Origin of the sequence: Leptolyngbya cf. ectocarpi LEGE 11479, assembly GCF_015207065.1 — a bacterium.
GTDB classification, from domain to species: domain Bacteria; phylum Cyanobacteriota; class Cyanobacteriia; order Phormidesmidales; family Phormidesmidaceae; genus Leptothoe; species Leptothoe ectocarpi.
Genome location: NZ_JADEXP010000131.1, coordinates 1 through 15737 on the forward strand (window position 1 = coordinate 1; position 15737 = coordinate 15737).

General features: G+C 50.7%; 15 protein-coding genes. 6 read left to right on the forward strand and 9 right to left on the reverse strand.

Annotation, left to right across the window (positions count from 1 at the left end; all coding sequences use genetic code 11):
* Window positions 1-605: 605 nt before the first annotated feature.
* On the forward strand, window positions 606-788 hold the full coding sequence (locus IQ260_RS14965) for a hypothetical protein (protein WP_193993910.1): 183 nt from the start codon (window positions 606-608) through the stop codon (window positions 786-788).
* A 79-nt stretch (window positions 789-867) separates the two neighbouring features.
* Here the strand turns inward: IQ260_RS14965 and IQ260_RS14970 are convergent, their stop codons facing one another.
* From IQ260_RS14970 to IQ260_RS14990, 5 genes are all read right to left on the reverse strand, one after another.
* Complete coding sequence (locus tag IQ260_RS14970; protein WP_193993911.1) at window positions 868-3090, reverse strand: amino acid permease; 2223 nt, start codon at window positions 3088-3090, stop codon at window positions 868-870.
* Window positions 3091-3362: 272 nt separating this feature from the next.
* Window positions 3363-4535, reverse strand: a complete 1173-nt coding sequence (locus tag IQ260_RS14975; RefSeq protein ID WP_322744970.1) for an LptF/LptG family permease — start codon at window positions 4533-4535, stop codon at window positions 3363-3365.
* A 100-nt stretch (window positions 4536-4635) separates the two neighbouring features.
* Entirely contained in the window at window positions 4636-5415 is a 780-nt protein-coding gene (gene lptB / locus IQ260_RS14980) for an LPS export ABC transporter ATP-binding protein (RefSeq protein WP_193993912.1), read from the reverse strand.
* Complete coding sequence (locus IQ260_RS14985) at window positions 5416-5943, reverse strand: LptA/OstA family protein (RefSeq protein ID WP_193993921.1); 528 nt, start codon at window positions 5941-5943, stop codon at window positions 5416-5418.
* Between the two features lie 270 nt (window positions 5944-6213).
* Window positions 6214-6666 carry a DUF309 domain-containing protein gene (locus IQ260_RS14990; RefSeq protein WP_193993913.1) on the reverse strand — a complete coding sequence of 151 codons (453 nt, stop codon included), beginning with the start codon at window positions 6664-6666 and terminating at the stop codon, window positions 6214-6216.
* 74 nt (window positions 6667-6740) lie between these two features.
* Between IQ260_RS14990 and glmM the strand changes: the two genes are divergently transcribed.
* The 5 genes from glmM to IQ260_RS15015 all read left to right on the forward strand — a co-directional run bounded on the left by glmM (window position 6741) and on the right by IQ260_RS15015 (window position 11676).
* On the forward strand, window positions 6741-8165 hold the full coding sequence (glmM, locus tag IQ260_RS14995; protein ID WP_193993914.1) for a phosphoglucosamine mutase: 1425 nt from the start codon (window positions 6741-6743) through the stop codon (window positions 8163-8165).
* A 199-nt stretch (window positions 8166-8364) separates the two neighbouring features.
* Window positions 8365-8553 carry a 50S ribosomal protein L33 gene (rpmG, locus tag IQ260_RS15000; protein WP_006516708.1) on the forward strand — a complete coding sequence of 63 codons (189 nt, stop codon included), beginning with the start codon at window positions 8365-8367 and terminating at the stop codon, window positions 8551-8553.
* 8 nt (window positions 8554-8561) lie between these two features.
* Window positions 8562-8777 (forward strand): 30S ribosomal protein S18, encoded by a 216-nt coding sequence (rpsR, locus tag IQ260_RS15005; protein ID WP_006516707.1) that lies wholly within the window; start codon window positions 8562-8564, stop codon window positions 8775-8777.
* A 131-nt stretch (window positions 8778-8908) separates the two neighbouring features.
* The gene (locus tag IQ260_RS15010) at window positions 8909-10963 is read left to right on the forward strand and encodes a ribonuclease catalytic domain-containing protein (RefSeq protein WP_193993915.1); all 2055 of its coding nucleotides are present in this window, start codon (window positions 8909-8911) and stop codon (window positions 10961-10963) included.
* A complete protein-coding gene (locus IQ260_RS15015; protein ID WP_193993916.1) occupies window positions 10960-11676 on the forward strand; it encodes a class I SAM-dependent methyltransferase in 717 nt (238 codons plus the stop codon). The genes IQ260_RS15010 and IQ260_RS15015 overlap by 4 nt, the downstream gene beginning before the upstream one ends.
* On the opposite strand, the gene IQ260_RS15020 is transcribed toward IQ260_RS15015, so the two are convergent.
* The 4 genes from IQ260_RS15020 to IQ260_RS31055 all read right to left on the reverse strand — a co-directional run.
* Window positions 11669-12607, reverse strand: coding sequence for a pentapeptide repeat-containing protein (locus IQ260_RS15020; RefSeq protein WP_193993917.1), 939 nt, complete (start codon window positions 12605-12607; stop codon window positions 11669-11671). The two genes, IQ260_RS15015 and IQ260_RS15020, sit on opposite strands and share 8 nt — an antisense overlap.
* Window positions 12608-12813: 206 nt before the next feature.
* Window positions 12814-13572, reverse strand: a complete 759-nt coding sequence (locus IQ260_RS15025) for a pentapeptide repeat-containing protein (RefSeq protein WP_193993918.1) — start codon at window positions 13570-13572, stop codon at window positions 12814-12816.
* Between the two features lie 27 nt (window positions 13573-13599).
* Entirely contained in the window at window positions 13600-15072 is a 1473-nt protein-coding gene (locus IQ260_RS15030) for a P-loop ATPase, Sll1717 family (RefSeq protein WP_193993919.1), read from the reverse strand.
* Between the two features lie 191 nt (window positions 15073-15263).
* On the reverse strand, window positions 15264-15737 hold a 474-nt coding region (locus IQ260_RS31055; protein WP_228016117.1), incomplete at its 5' end, for a hypothetical protein.

The following is a 15737-nucleotide window of genomic DNA, read 5'->3' on the forward strand; positions in this document are numbered from 1 at the left end:
CGATTTGCCTAGTTAGAAATTACACAATTCATTGGCATTGGCAGGTTCAATGGCTCAATGGTTCAATAGCCCAGATTGTTTTAACAACCTGGGCTTTCTCTGTATCAGATAGGGCACGGTAGTGGTCAAAGAAAAGTACCCTGCATACGACGTAAAGAGCTGATAAATTTTCTGAGTTAGAGATATGCAGTTTCCCAGAGAAATTACGCAGAATCGTTAAGGGCAATAGCAAAGTTTTTAAAAAGTTTGCCGATAGCGTCTTGCCGGGGAACTTTTTAAAAAACAGCTGTATGCTTTACTGAGAATCGACTACAGCTATTTCAGAAAAAATCTATATTTTGAGTTCGTTTTTAAGCCTGCGTACATTTACAGGTATTCGCAGGTATGTATGTCTATTTTAAAGAATTTGTATAAGGGAAGCATAATTACCTACGGCTAGGCCCTTTAGCCCCAATAATTGAAATAGGGTGTATCACGGATGCAAGTCTGTAGCAAACCCTTATAGATTAGGTTATGTAAAACATACTAGGTTGAGTGTTTTATTTTATACCTGTCTTGATCGCTGGGGTGCGATGCTGTCTCTCTAGATTTTTGGGTGAATCTTTATGGCTATTCAATCAGTGGAAGAAATGGTTGCCAAAATCTTTGCGACTCGCCGTATTACGCGTGTCGATCAGATTGTTTTGATGGAAATGTTTGCTGGGAATAACATCAGTGCTAATGACAAGATGCTGATCAATCAAATTTATGATGCCCTCAATCAAGGACGATTGCGGGTGGTTGAATGAGGCTGATTGTTTTGTTAACACCCGCTTGACCAACGTTGAACAGTAGTCGTTGCTGTGATTGGAGTTTGGATTTAACGCATCATTCTTTCTGTAAAAGTTCAGAAAATGCGAGGTCTTCGGCGGCAAGTACAAAAATTGTGGGTGGCAGATCGGCTGTCTTTTGTTGTAGGGATGTATAGTAATCGGCAAATGCGTTGTCGGGAGTTGCCAGCCCCATCAAAATGAGGTCTGCTGTGGCAGATGACTTCCTGAGAATGGTATCGAAGGGACGCCCTTCGGCAACAATAATGTTGGACTGAGCGCCGATACTCAGGGTTTCCAGGAGCTGATTGAGGTTGGCCTGGGCAGCTTGGGCGGCGGTTTCGTTAGGGACAACTAGCTTTAGATATATATCCGTTGAACGCCACCGCATACCCGTACGTAACAGATAGGCTAATATCAGCATTAGACCGCCATTGGCTTGAAGTCCGCCCCACCAGACATCGATACGTTTGGGAAACTGGGGCATTTGGCTAGGCGGATTTCTGAGGATAATGATATTGCGTCTTGCCTGGTGACACTTACTGATAATTTGGCAGTAACGTTCTCGGGCCTCATGATCGATAGTCTCTGTGTCGCCTAGTAGAACGGTGTTGGGGATTAGGGGACCAATGCCGTAGGTGTCAATCAGCTGTTGGGCTCCGGTTGATGTGTCGGTTGCTTCAATCAGTTTGACAAAGGCTTGGATGCCGCGTTTTTCTAAATAGTCGCGAATGGTATTACGGGTTTGTTCTTGTTGTTTAAGGGTGCGAGCCCCTGTGGGTAGGATACTGGCTACGGTGATTAGACCACGGTTGTGGGTAAAATCTCTGGCCAGTTCGATCAGATGCCAGCGTTTAGTCGGTGCCCCAGATAAAACGAGTAGGTGAGGACGCCAGTTTTTGGGGTCGGCGTTGTCAGCAATATTAAGCAAACCCGCGCGCACTAGCGATAGCCAAATGCCTTGCCGGACGTCACCCCAAGTCGTTCGTATTTCCCGTCGTTCTAGCCATAGGTAAATACTGAGAACAATGATTGCGGCGGCGACTGTAGCTGCTGGGTTGATGAGAAACATGATGGCAATACAGCCTAATGCTCCCAGTAGAGAAATGTACCAAGGGACGCGAAATGTGGGACGAAATGATGGGCTCTGTAGAAATCCTTCAATGCCGGCGGCCACGTTAAGCACCATATAGGTGGTGAGGAAAAACATGGTGAGTATGGGTGCGATCGCATCCAAATCACCAATACAGACAACCGCTAGTACCACGCCCAACGTAAACCAGGTACCCAGTCGCGGCTCATCGCTGGGGCCATGGCCATGCCCTAGCCAGCGCAATCGCTTTGGCAAAATATTATCTCGAGCTAGGGCCTGTAGGACTCGGGGGGCTCCCAAGATGCTCCCCAGGGCGCTAGAAAGCGTTGCGCCCCACACACCCAGCAGAATGGCATCTCCCCACAAGGCCATTTTGCGCATAATCAGCGGATCGGCTATCAAACTGGCTGAATCGGCACGGTTGCTGAGGAGTAAGGGGATGGACATGTAGATCGCGTAGCCCACCCCCACCGCTGCCAGTGTGCCCATGGGGATAGATTTTTTGGGATCCTTAAGATCGCCGGACATATTCACCCCAGACATAATGCCGGTGACGGCTGGGAAGAAAACAGCCAGCACGGTCCAAAAGCTGGCATCACTGGCATCGGTGGTGGACGACACGGTTACATCCGCAGGAGATACAGAACCCCCAAAGACCAGGCTTAGCAGTGACAGGATGATCGCAGCCATAATCACAAACTGGGCCTTAATGGCAATGTCGGCTGATTTAAGGGCCAGGGCTGTGACGGCAATGGTGGTGCCCAGTGCTAATACCGTGATTGTGATGTTCAGATTAGGAAAGGCCTGAATCACACTTTCGGCAAAGCCAATGGTGTAAAGGGCTACTGAAAATGCTTGGGCAAAATATAGGGGAATCCCGACGGCACCGCCCGTTTCGATGCCCAGGGAGCGGCTGATCATGTAGTACGCTCCGCCTGCACGAACGACTTGATCGGTTGCGATCGCACTAATAGATAGCCCGGTAATAAATGTAATTCCTGTTGAAATAGTGACAATTAATAAGGTTTTTACTAATCCCATTTGGCCAACCACCCAGCCAAATCGGAGATACATAATCACCCCCAAAATAGTCAAAATAGACGGTGTAAACACCCCCCCAAAGGTGCCTAGACCGGCTGAGCTAGCCTCGATTACTTTAGAAGACGATTCAGGTGAACGCGATGTCATGGATGGAAAAGCGTTAGATCACCTTAATTTAGCTGCCAATGGGACCGGTATGCCACCGAATTTCAAGGTTGTCCGGACCGTATCAAAATGTTGTGAGGAATACCCAAAAGTAATGCAAAACCCAGGGTTCAGGGGAAGAACCTGGTAGCAAATAGCACTTTTCTACCTTTAATTGACCTAAAAATCGCATCACTGAGCCATACAGACTCTATTTGCTCTTATTGTCCTTAATCTATTTTGAGGTTTATGGGCGGCTCCACACTGGTTTCACACTACTTTGAAGCTCGGATGACTAGGAGACTGCCAACGGCTAACCCTAACAGCGGTGTTAGGAAAGCCGCCGCAATGGGGGAGAGAGTGCCTACCTTGCCCAAAGCATCGGCAATAAAGCCCAGCAGGTAGTAGCCAAAAATAATAACCACGCTGATGCCAAAGCTAGTAGCTTTACCTGTACGCTGTGGCCGAATGCCGACAGCTGAGCCAACAATGCCAAATACAATACACACAAAAGGAAGAGCGTAGCGCTGGTATAACCGTAGCTCCCAAGTGCGAATTCTGCGCTCATCTCCAGATTTACGGACAATTTGGTTGAGATACTGTCGGGTTTCCGTAATATTCATCTCATCGTCTTTTTTTCGGCGAGATGCTAGATCTAGCGGTGTTCTGGGTAAGTCTAGTTCCTGACGATCAAATTTTACGATGTGCCCAAAGGAGCCATCGGGGGAAATGGCGTAAATAGTCCCATTAAAGAATGTCCAGACATTATCTAGAAAATTCCATGTGGCGGTTTCAGCACTGACGACTTGTTCGAGTCCGGTTTGGGAAAAGTCCAGAATGGTCAGGCCTTCCATTTCTTCACCATTGAACCGACGGGCATAAAACAGTCGTCCCAGTTCTTTTCCGCTACCGTCCGCCGCCTGTTGGTACTCCTGATACATGATGTTCCGTTCCTGGAAAGGCGGTTTTTCGGAGTTAAAAGCCTGGTCAAGCATGATCTTGGCCCGATAGTTGGCAGCAGGCGTAATCACCTCGTTAAAGACAAAGGTAAGCCCTGTGATCAGTAGGCTCAGCACCAGGGCTGGGGCAATAATGCGGCGGACGCTAATGCCACAGCCTCGGAGCGCCGTCAGCTCACTATCGCTGGAAAACCGGCTGTAGGTCATCATCGTTGCCAGCAGCACGGACATGGGAAATGCCAGCACTACAAACTCAGGCATTTTGAGCACAAAAATCTGCATGGCTAGGCTCACGGCTAACCCTGATTCGGTAATTTTGCGAATCAGATCAAACAGGGCACCGACAGAGACCAGGATGGATGAAAAAGCCCCGACACCAAAGAGAAAGGGAAGCGATAGCTCCTTGGCAATGTATCGATCCATAATCGATAGAGAAGGCCACCAAGACAGGCCGGGGTTAGAGGCATTGGACTGGGAGGAGGTGGCCATAAATGAACGGTAGGAGGGATAGCGATGGTGAGAGGGACAGCGAACAAATAAGTAGGCAGTCGAGACCTATCTATTAGCAGTGTGATAGCGAAACGGAAAACTACAGCTTAAAGTCTGCGCCTAAATAGTGTTCGCGGACTAAGGGATTGGTGGCTAGATCGTCTGCTGTGCCGTATGCCAGGATGCGACCATCGCTCATGATGTAGGCGCGGTCGATAATGCGTAGGGTTTCGCGAACGTTGTGATCGGTGATGAGGATACCCATGTTGCGATCGCGCAGTTGAGAGACAATCTGCTGAATTTCCGAAACAGCAATTGGATCCACACCTGCAAAGGGCTCATCCAGAAAAAGAAACGTCGGTCCTTCTTTGCCAGTGGCCAGTGCCCGAGCTAACTCAGTCCGACGACGTTCACCTCCAGACACCTGAATTCCTAAAGTATTCGCTACTTTTTCTAAGCGAAACTCTTGCATTAACTTAGCTAGACGGTCCGCCTGTACTGCTCGAGGAACTCGAGTTTGTTCCATCACCAGGCGAATATTATCTTGAACTGTCAGATTCCGAAAAATGCTCGCTTCCTGGGCCAAGTACCCCACCCCCAGACGCGCCCGTTCATGGATGGATAAACCAGTAATATCTTGATGATCTAAGCGTACAGCTCCTTGATCCGGCCTTTCCAAGCCAATCGCCATATAAAATGTGGTTGTTTTGCCTGCGCCGTTGGGACCCAACAGCCCGACAATTTCACCCTGGGCGACCGATAAACTCACACCACGGACAATGGTTCGTTTGCCGTAGGTCTTATGCACATTTTCTAGGGCAAGCACAGCCCCTGGCCTGGTCAAGCTCTCAGAAGTGGGATCAACAGCAGGGGACAGCATCTATTCGTCAGTAGGGACAGCAAAATCAGGTAGTTCCTCAGGCAGCGCTGGGAGGGGTGTTACAGGTGCTTCTGGCTGAGGGGCAGCTGCCGGTTCTTCCGTTGGCTCTGGCAGGACATATATTGACTCCACCTGATTATTTGCACTGGGGGTAGCGACAAACCGCCCTTCATCGATCAAATATGTCACAACCTCGGCCTCTAAAGTATTGGCCTCTTGCTGTACAAATACATTGCCCGTCAATATAATCCGTCGTTCACGGCTGTAATACTGCGCCTGGGCTGAGGTCGCGTACATGGCTTCTTCGGGATAATCAATCCTGACATTTCCCCGTGCCGTGATAATTCCTGTATTAGAATCGGCTTCTTGCACATCGGCCCGGAGCTTGATGGAACCTCCAGACTGAGCCTGAGAAGGTGTGCTCCAGTTACCGGCAACCACTACTAGCAAACCCAGCAGCCCCGAACTTAGGCGCTGAAACGATTTGGGAAAAGGGGACCGAAAAATGTGTCCTCGTCGTACAACCATGCCTTGCTTTTTACTATTGCCCATTACCTAATCTAACCGCTGATGGCTTAACAGGAGGTAGTCTTAGCCCAGTTCTTTGACTGGCTTGCTTTACTAAGGCTGTCTATGGCTTGTTTTGTGAATTTCTTCTCCTTCAACAGTGTATTCCACGGCTTGGTCAACGACTATTTTCTGTCTGGAGGGAACGGCTTGACGGTACTTCATAGAACCAGTGATCAGTCGGTTTTATGCCCAAAGTTTCAGTTTATGTAGAGCGATCGCACCAGTTTTTCAGGCTAGTTGAATTTTGGGTGTTGTTAATTGATTGCCTGCCGTCAACGCATGATGCTTGGCTCCTGGTGGTTGGCTCAATAACGCGGTGGCTAGCAGCTGTACTTGCTCAGGACCTGTTTCCTGTAGAGCAGTGAGCCAATCTACGGCTTGGTTGACTAAATCAGTCACGTTGATGCCACCATAGGTTTCACCGTAGGCATCGAGCCGGTGACTACCTTCCCCAAGCAAAATAGCAGCTCCCTGCCAGTTCAGATTGGTGAGATGGTACAGCCCTACCGCAATTTGAAGAATGCCCTGATAAAAGGCCCGGTCATGGGTGTGTGCATCCATCCAAATGGCTTCTAGCGTATCGTGGCAGGCGTAATAGTCACCGTGATTAAACTGCTCAATACCCACCCAAAAATTGGCAGGCTGATCGCCGTTGTACGCAGACTGAACGGGATTGCTCATGGGCAGGCTACAGCAAACAGAAACTTACAGATGGTATTCTCCACTTTGAGTGAGTGTTGTTTGGAGTGTCAAGTATGGTAATGTCTCCCCCGATGCCGCGCAGGTCTTTTGTAACCGGTTGGCAGCCGTTAGATTTACCCACTACCCCCCTATTTGGAACCGATGGTATTCGTAGCCGCGCTGGAGAGCTGCTGACAGCACCGCTGGCGCTGCAGGTTGGCTTTTGGGCTGGGCAGGTTCTGCGACAGCAGCAATCAGGAGCTGTCGTTCTGGGGCAGGACTCCCGGAACTCTAGTCCCATGATTGCAGCTGCTTTGTCCGCTGGTCTTGCCTCCGCAGGTTTAGACGTGTGGGATATGGGGCTATGTCCAACGGCAGCGGTAGCCTACATGGCGGCTGATGCTGCAACGGCTGGTGGCATTATGATTTCGGCTAGTCATAATCCCCCCGCAGATAATGGGATTAAATTTTTTGGAGCTGATGGCACCAAGTTAAAGAAGGGCATTCAGTTAAAAATTGAGCAGGCGCTGCGGCAGGGCACCTGTCCAGATGCAGTTGATCCTGGCAATCAGTGGGGCGCCACATATCAACGTCCTGAACTTGTCAATCGTTATGTTGACTTTTTACATCAGCCGTTTCCGTCCCCGTGCTATCTGAGTGGCATGCGCATTGTTTTGGATCTGGCTTGGGGGGCGGCCACACGGGTAGCTCAAACCATTTTTGAATCAACGGGGGCAGAGGTGATTGTCATCCATGGCCATGCCGATGGTAACCGGATTAATGTCAGCTGCGGTTCTACCCATTTAGGCCCTCTCCAGGCGGCTGTGAGCGAGCACAGTGCTGATATTGGTTTTGCCTTTGATGGTGACGCTGATCGGGTGATGGCAGTTGATAGTCAGGGGCGAATCGTCAATGGCGACTACATCCTCTACTTTTGGGGGCAAACCCTTAAACAGCAGGGGCAGCTGCCAGCCGATACGATTATTTCAACGGTCATGGCTAATCTAGGGTTTGAGCGTGCCTGGGAACGCTTGGGGGGCCGCTTGGTCCGCACTAACGTTGGCGATCAATACGTTCATGCTGAAATGATGGCCCGAGGGGCCATGCTCGGTGGAGAACAGTCAGGTCATATTCTTTGTCATCACTATAGTCTGACGGGGGATGGCATTCTGACCGCGCTACATTTAGCGGATTGGCTAAAGCGGGCTGAGTGTTGTTTGCCAACTCTACTCGATCAGAGTTTTGCCCCATATCCCCAACGATTGAAAAATGTGCGCGTGGAAAGCCGTGAGAAACGGCGCCAGTGGACTGACTGTGCGCCTGTGCAACAGGCCATTGCGAAAGCTGAGCTGGCCATGGGGGACCAAGGGCGAGTGCTGGTGAGGGCATCGGGGACTGAACCGGTGATCCGGGTGATGGTGGAAGCGGCAAATGCTGAGCTGGTGGACCACTGGACCGAGACGTTAGCTGACGCGGTGTCGCTACACCTGGCGAGCTGAGTCACTGGGGTAAATCGAACACCAGAACACGCAGCATGGCTTAAGCATGATGGCCGTGTTGCGTGTCTTGGCTTCCATGACAATCTACGGTGTCAAAACTTTAGTCAAAACTTATATTTATGTGTGACTTGCATCCGTCTATGTTGGTGTGACATTATAGATCCCCTGTGTCAATAATTGCTACCGAGTACCATCGATCATGGCAAAAGGCGTTCGCATTATTATTACGTTGGAGTGTACGGAGTGCCGGAGCAACCCTAACAAACGCTCTAAAGGGGTTTCTCGCTATACCACTCAAAAAAATCGCCGGAATACGACCGGTCGATTAGAGCTGAAAAAGTTCTGTACCCATTGCAACACCCACACTGTTCATAAAGAAATTAAGTAGCAAGCACCATGGCCTATTTTCGCCGTCGGGTATCACCCATTAAGCCTGAAGAGAAGATTGACTATAAAGACGTTGATCTATTGCGCAAATTTATTACTGAGCGTGGCAAAATTTTGCCGCGACGTATTACCGGTCTGACTGCAAAGCAGCAGCGGGATTTGACCGTTGCTATCAAGCGTGCGCGTATACTGGCACTGCTCCCCTACGTTAACCGCGAAGGTTAAGGGGCTGGCAGGCGCGAAAAAACTAAATGGTTTAGCGCAGGTCTTGTGTTGATAGCCTGATCGGGTTTTCTATAGGTTTTAGGACCGCTGTAAAACCGACGATAAAACCATAGGGGTAAGGATCGAGGTTGGTGGAAAAGGGAACGCTGATCGAGTTTAAGGTGCAGGGAAACCCTCGTTTGGGGGTGGCCGATCGCCCAGAAGGTAAGAAAAATTGGGTGGTGATCGATGGTAACGGTCAGTCCCATGTTTTACATCCTCGTCAGATTACCTACACCGTTGCAGGCGACAGCTATCAACCGTCTGACATTGCTGGTTTCTTGGCTGAGGCCGAGGCCAACATTGATCCAGAGACCCTAGAGGTTGCTTGGGAGTTTTTGCAAGAAGCTGGGGAGGTGACGGACCCGGCTTCTTTGGCTTTATTGCTGTTTTCGGAGCAGTCACCGCCGCTATGTTACGCAGCCTATTGTTTGCTGAGTAGCGATAAGATTTTTTTCAAACGCAAGGGCGATCGCTACGAACCCCGCTCGGTCAAGCAGGTGGATGAGGTTCGGCATCAGAAGGCTCGCGAGGCAGCTCGAAAGCTTGAGTGGGAAGGTTTTTTGGTGCGATCGCAACAAGCCCTTGCTGCTAGAAAAGCGGACACATCCGAGGCAAAAGCCTCCCTCCCTTCTGTAGAGTGGGATAAAACGGACAGACCCCGTCTGGAGCTGTTAGAGCGCTATGCCACCCTGGGGGAAGACTGTTCTCAAAAGGTAGCGGCCCAAGAAATTTTGACGGCTTTGGGGTATAGCGCTGGCACAGAGGATGCCTTTCAGCTCCTAGTAGATTTATCCCTGTGGAGCCCCCACGAAAACTTAGCGCTGCGGCGTAGCCAAATTCCCATCCAAATTCCTGATGAGATTAGTATCATGGTGCAGCAGCGTATCGATAACCCGCCACCTGATGCTGACTCTGACCGGTTGGACTTAACCCATCTCAAGGTATATACCATTGATGATGAGAGTACCCGTGAGATCGACGATGGCCTTAGTCTAGAAACCCTCAACGGCCGTACTCAGATTTGGGTTCACATTGCAGATCCTACCCGCTGGCTGTTGCCAGGTGACGATATTGATTTAGAAGCCCGCCGTCGCTGTACCACGGTTTATCTGCCAACGGGCATGATTCCCATGTTTCCCGAGGCTTTGGCTACGGGGCCGATGAGCCTACGTCAGGGAGCAGTGTGCTGTGCCCTCAGCTTTGGTATTGTGCTCAGTGACGAGGGAGCCGTTGAAGAGTACGACATTAAAGCGAGTCTGATTAAGCCCACCTATCGTCTCACCTATGAAGATGTCGACGAAATGTTAGAGCTGGGTCTCAAGGCGGAACCGGAACTTAACGCCATTGCTGAGCTAGCGAAGCAGCGTCGAAAGTGGCGTAAGTCCCAGGGGGCAATCTCCATCAACATGCCGGAGTCCTCGATCAAGGTGGTGGACGAAGAAATTACCATCGATGTCCTGGAAAACTCCCAGTCACGCCAAACCGTGGCAGAAATGATGATTTTGACAGGGGAAGTGGCGGCTCGCTATGGCGAAGCCCATGCGCTGGCCATTCCCTTCCGGAGTCAGCCTGAACCTGAGCTGCCCTCGGACAATGAGCTGCTGCAGCTGCCCTCGGGATGGGTGCGAGATTCCGCTATTCGTCGCTGTATGCCTCGTAGCGAAATGGGCATTAACCCGGCCCGGCACGCCACCTTGGGGCTGGACTACTATAGTCAAGTCACATCGCCGATCCGACGGTATACCGATCTGCTAGCCCATTTTCAGCTCAAAGCGCATTTGAGGGGAGAGCGTTTGCCCTTTTCTCCAGAGGAAATGACGGAGCTGACCCAGGGAGTGGCCACAGCTGCCTATGAAGCAGTGACTGTAGAGCGTCAAACAAAGCGCTACTGGGCCTTAGAGTTTTTGCGTCGTGAGGGCAATCATACCTGGGCCGTCATGTTGCTGCGGTGGCTGCGGGAGCATGAAAACCTGGGCTTAGTCATTATTGAGGATCTGGGCCTGGAGTTGCCCATGCGTTTTGAAACGCCGCCAACGCTGGGTGAACGATTTGATATTCGGGTTGTCCATGCCAATCCGCGTCAGGATTTTATTCGACTGGAGGTCGTGCCGGATGATGTGGTGGCCAGCGAAGCGGTGGCATGACGGTTCAGCCTTTTTTGCATACAACGCCTGATGAGGCCTTGGTTGATACCGCTGAGCAGACAGTGGTGATTCCCCTGCGGGGGGGCGCAGCCCATCGGTTCCGATTGGTTCTGCCCACCAGCATTGATGCTTTGTTGGATCATCCGGCGACCCATGCCGCGTTTGCTCAAGATGAATATATGCCCTATTGGGCCGAGCTGTGGCCATCGGCACTGATGCTGGGGCGGCTGATTGCCCAACAGTCTTGGCCTGCAGGAATGCAGGCGTTGGAGGTGGGATGTGGTCTGGGTTTATCTGGACTAGTGGCGTTAGCCTTGGGCATGGAGGTGGTGTTTAGTGACTACGATGTTGCGGCGCTGGACTTTGCGGCTCGAAATGCTAGAGTCAATGGCTTTAGTCGATTCCAAACCCTGCCTTTGGACTGGCGCTGTCCGCCTGATGACCTAGTGGTGCCTTTGATGTTGGCGGCTGATGTTATTTATGAAGCCCGCAATATTAAACCGCTCATTCAACTGATGGCGACGGTATTAAAACCAGGGGGGGAATGCTGGCTATCGGATCCTGACCGTCCCCACAGCCATCAGTTTCAGAGGGCATTAGGGGAGCAAGGATTTGAGTTTGAAGCTATACCCATGAGCTTGGAGCGCCCCCATCAGCCAACGGTGCAGGGTACGGTCTATCGGATTTGGTGTGGGGATGCGGGAGCTAACTGATGATGGCTCCGTGCGATCGCAACCAAGCCTCCTCAGAGGGTGACAACCCCACCACCTGACAAAAATGAGTGTCTTTGACCGAAGCCTGATGCCAGAGAATATCTCGCAGGTGACTACCCTGAATGGTGGCATGGTCTAAACGAGCATTTTGTAAATTGGCTCCGGACAAATCAGTATCGATCAGAGTAGCTCGGATCATGACAGCCTGGTGTAAATCAGCCGTGTTCAGGTCAGCGTGCTGAATAGTGGCCCCGGCCAAATTAGCATGGTGCAGCCTGATGCCCATGCCCTTAACGTCCGTCAGGGTAGCCTGATTGAGATTAGCCCTGGTCAGGTTCGCCTGGGTGAGAACCGTCCGATAGAGTGCGGCCTGTCGTAGATCGCAGCCTTGTAGGTGGGCGTCGCTTAACTGAGTGTAACTACCGTCAATGCCGTACAGTTCAGCGCCGTTTGCCTGTACCCGATGCATGTCTGCCCGACTCAGATTGGCTCCCACCAAACTTGCCCGCCTTAGCATAGTTTGACTCAAATCAGCGTCTGTTAGATTGGCATTGTAGAATTCAGCTTCCGTCAGATTAGCCCCCGCTAGATTAGCCTGGGCCAGGGTGGCTTGGTTCAGGGTGGCAAACATCAAGACAGCCCCTAGCAAATTAGCTCGTCTGAGACTGGCAGCGGTTAAATTGGCATGCATCAAGTTAGCGCCACTCAGGTTGGCATCTGATAATTGAGCATCGATTAACTGGGTTCGCTCTAAATTGGTCCCACTTAAATCCGCCCGGGTAAAGTCTATGCGCTGCAAATGTTTGCCGCTCAAATCGGCACCCCTAAGTATCGCTCCAGCTCGGCTTAATTGGCTAGCTGGGGGGTAGTGTCTAGGTAGGACTAACTCAGTTGGAATTGCGACTGGGGTATCACCCCATCCATCAGCCATGGTTGCCTGTGATTCGCGAGAGATGTAGCCATCAGGGCCACTTGTTTCTTTAAATGCAGATATGTTTGATATCTAAATAATTTTGACCATAGTTTATTGGTATATGTCACGATAAATACCCCTATCTTTATGCAAATTTTTTACATATCCAAGCTAAGAGGCGGCCTCTGGACCGTCTCTTTAAATGTGCGAGTGGCAAATGTGCGCTATTCGTGCTGACGGTCTTCACAATCTCGATTAAGTTGCTGACCATCGGGCATAATCGTGCGACAGAGACGAGCTCCTTCTAGGTCTTCGATATGAACGTCTGCCCACCAAAGCTCAGCTTCACTCAGGTCCGCGTCCCACCATTGCACTTCCCATAGTTCGGCATTGCGAAGATTGGCTCCCTGGAGATTACTGCCCTGTAAATTAGCGCCTCGGAGATTAGCATTTTGTAAGTCAGCTGCCCGCAGGTCTGCTCCTTGCAGGTTAGCGCCTTGAAGATTGGCTTCGCTCAGATTCGCCATACTGAGATTGCACTGGCTCAGGTCCGCCTGGGGGAGTTCGATCTTAGCCAGGTTGGCATTGGTGGCTTCTAGGCCATGGAGAGATAAGCCATCCCGGTGTAGATCTTCTAAAGCTTGGTAGCGAGCGTAGCTGACAGCCATGTTGGCGGCAGCAGCCATGTCAATCACGCGCCAGGCATCATAGTGTCGCTGTGCTCGGCGCTCGGGAGCCCCTTTGATATACAGGATAACGGCGATCACAGCAGCAATGGATTCAACATCACTGAGAAGGGTGCTAATCATTTCCCAGTGATGAGTTTGCACCTGGGGGGCTAGATGCTCATGCAGTTCAGGAACTGTAGCTAATAGTTTGAGTGCGAGCAGAATAATCACAGCCAGGGCTGCGACTATCCAGGTGGGCACTGATTGCATCCACCGTTCAATCGGATGAACGGGGCGGGTTGCTCTCCATTTCATAGGGTGATTTTACCGGTTGGCAGTGCCCTAGGCTGGGTTCTTGAGATGGAGAAAGCTGGTACAGGCTGGATGGATGCGAAACCGTTCGATATTTTCGAGGTTAATGGTGGGCACTTCATAGTGACCGAGGTAGGCGCCAGCCAGGCTAGTGCGTCGATTGGTATAGCGAGGGACCCAGGCTTTGAGAAAGCCGATTTTCCAGAGAATTTGCTTGAGTTCGAGATAGTCCATGTCGAGAATCCAGGGGGTGGCCTGCTCAACGTCGTACTCACCGCAGACAATGGCTAATAGCAGATAATCTAGCGCTTCTTTTTCGTAGTGGCTGCGCTTGCCTCGAAAGATTTCAAAGACATCTAATAGGTGAGGATATTGGAACCGATATTCTGAGGCGAGATCACGGGTTTTTTGTTCAGAGTAGGCTTCTTCGGCGGTTGCGATCGCAATCTCATCAATTCGCCGTCCGGCTAAAGAACAATCAATCCGCTCAGCACAGAGCTTACAAAACTGCAGCAGCTCCCGTGGACGCAGCTGGGTGCGGTCAATAATATAGTCCAAAGTTTCAATATCGCTGGCCTGCATTCGAGCCACAAAAACCGATCGCCAGAGCTTCTGCGCATCGAGTCGAGCGGCTTGGGGAAAAGAATGGACGATGCGACGCGCAATCAGCTCGAGTAGCTCATTGCGCCCCCAGCGAATCACTTCCACATCTTCACGAATCTTCTGGGCGTCTTCGTAAATTTGAGGAATATTGTCAAACAGCTCTTGGCGGATAGAAATATACACCCGCAAATTGGGACTGAGCAAATTCAATTTTTGCGTCGCCTGAAACAGTCCGGCAATAAAGAACTTAGCATCTTCCGAATTGTCCCAGCCCTTATCTAATTCATCGATCAAAATTTTGATTTTGGTGTTTTTAAGTACCGTCTGGAGGCTGGGCAGCAGGGTTCTAATCTCATCCAAGCTGTAGAGGGCCTGCAGGTCTCGGCTACGCAAACCGTTTGCTAATGCACTCGTCTTTACCTGCTCAATCCGTTTGAGATAATCAACCAGGGTAATAATAGAGCTCGTCTGCTGCAACAGATTTTGTTTGGCCACATAGGCGTAGATATTCTTGGTTGGCCCTAGCAGCAACCCGCGTTTAGTTTGGGCAATATTTTTAAAGATCAGCGTGTAGAGCAAATATTGCCATGCTACAGAATAGGCACTTTGCTTACGCCAGAAGCCATCTTCTTCACTGGTGAGGTGATCTGACAGCAGCTCGTAGGAATATTCCTCCGGCGATAGCTCTAAAACGAGGTTACCCTTACGGGCTTCAGTCGTGGCGATATATTTAAAGATGGCACTTTTACCTGCACCACGGTTGCCCACCAAAATGGTTTTGCGACCGCTGAGAAACTTTTGATAGGTGACGTTGGGATAAAAGTATTCAGCTAGACCGAGGTTAATATCACGCTCAGCAGAATCTGAGCCGAGGTTGAGTTCTCTGATATCTAGCCGCATGGAATATCATGGGGAAATGGCTATGGGCTAGTGTAGCGTTTTCTGGATACAGGCTGTAGTACCCGTATGGGGAGAGTTTGACGTTACACAAAAGCTATGAGTACACCAGTACAAGCCAGCAAGCAGGATGGTTGCAACATCCACCCTGCTGACTGACGGCGACTCTACTCAAGAGCCAATCAATCCGCTGACTAATTTAGTCGGACGCGCTTCATTAAAACGGCCATCACTTCGTTGGGTTGCCCGGTAGGTAAGGGCTTACTCCAGTCGTTGGGTTCGGCGTAGTTGAGCTGATGGAGTAGCTGGATAGTCAGCCGGATGACAGTGGGGCTACCAAAGATGAGATGGCGCACATGCCCGTACTCGTAGTCGGGTAAAACGTTGGGATTTGCAGGTGGAACTGTGGACCCGCTAGAGTCCTGGGTGAATTCTTCAAACATGGTGTCTTGGTTCTCCGAATGTAAACGTGTTCGTTGGGAGGAAACCAAGACCCAATAAGGCTTAGCCACCCCGCTTGATGTAGTGCAAATCGGGGTGGCTGAGGTAAAATCAACCCCAACCGCCGGGATTGTTTGCGAATCTCGGGGGCGAGTCATCGGTACGGTGGTAGCACACCTGCCGATGGCGCTAAGAATTATTGAGCCTTGTGGGAAAGGCCACTGGTT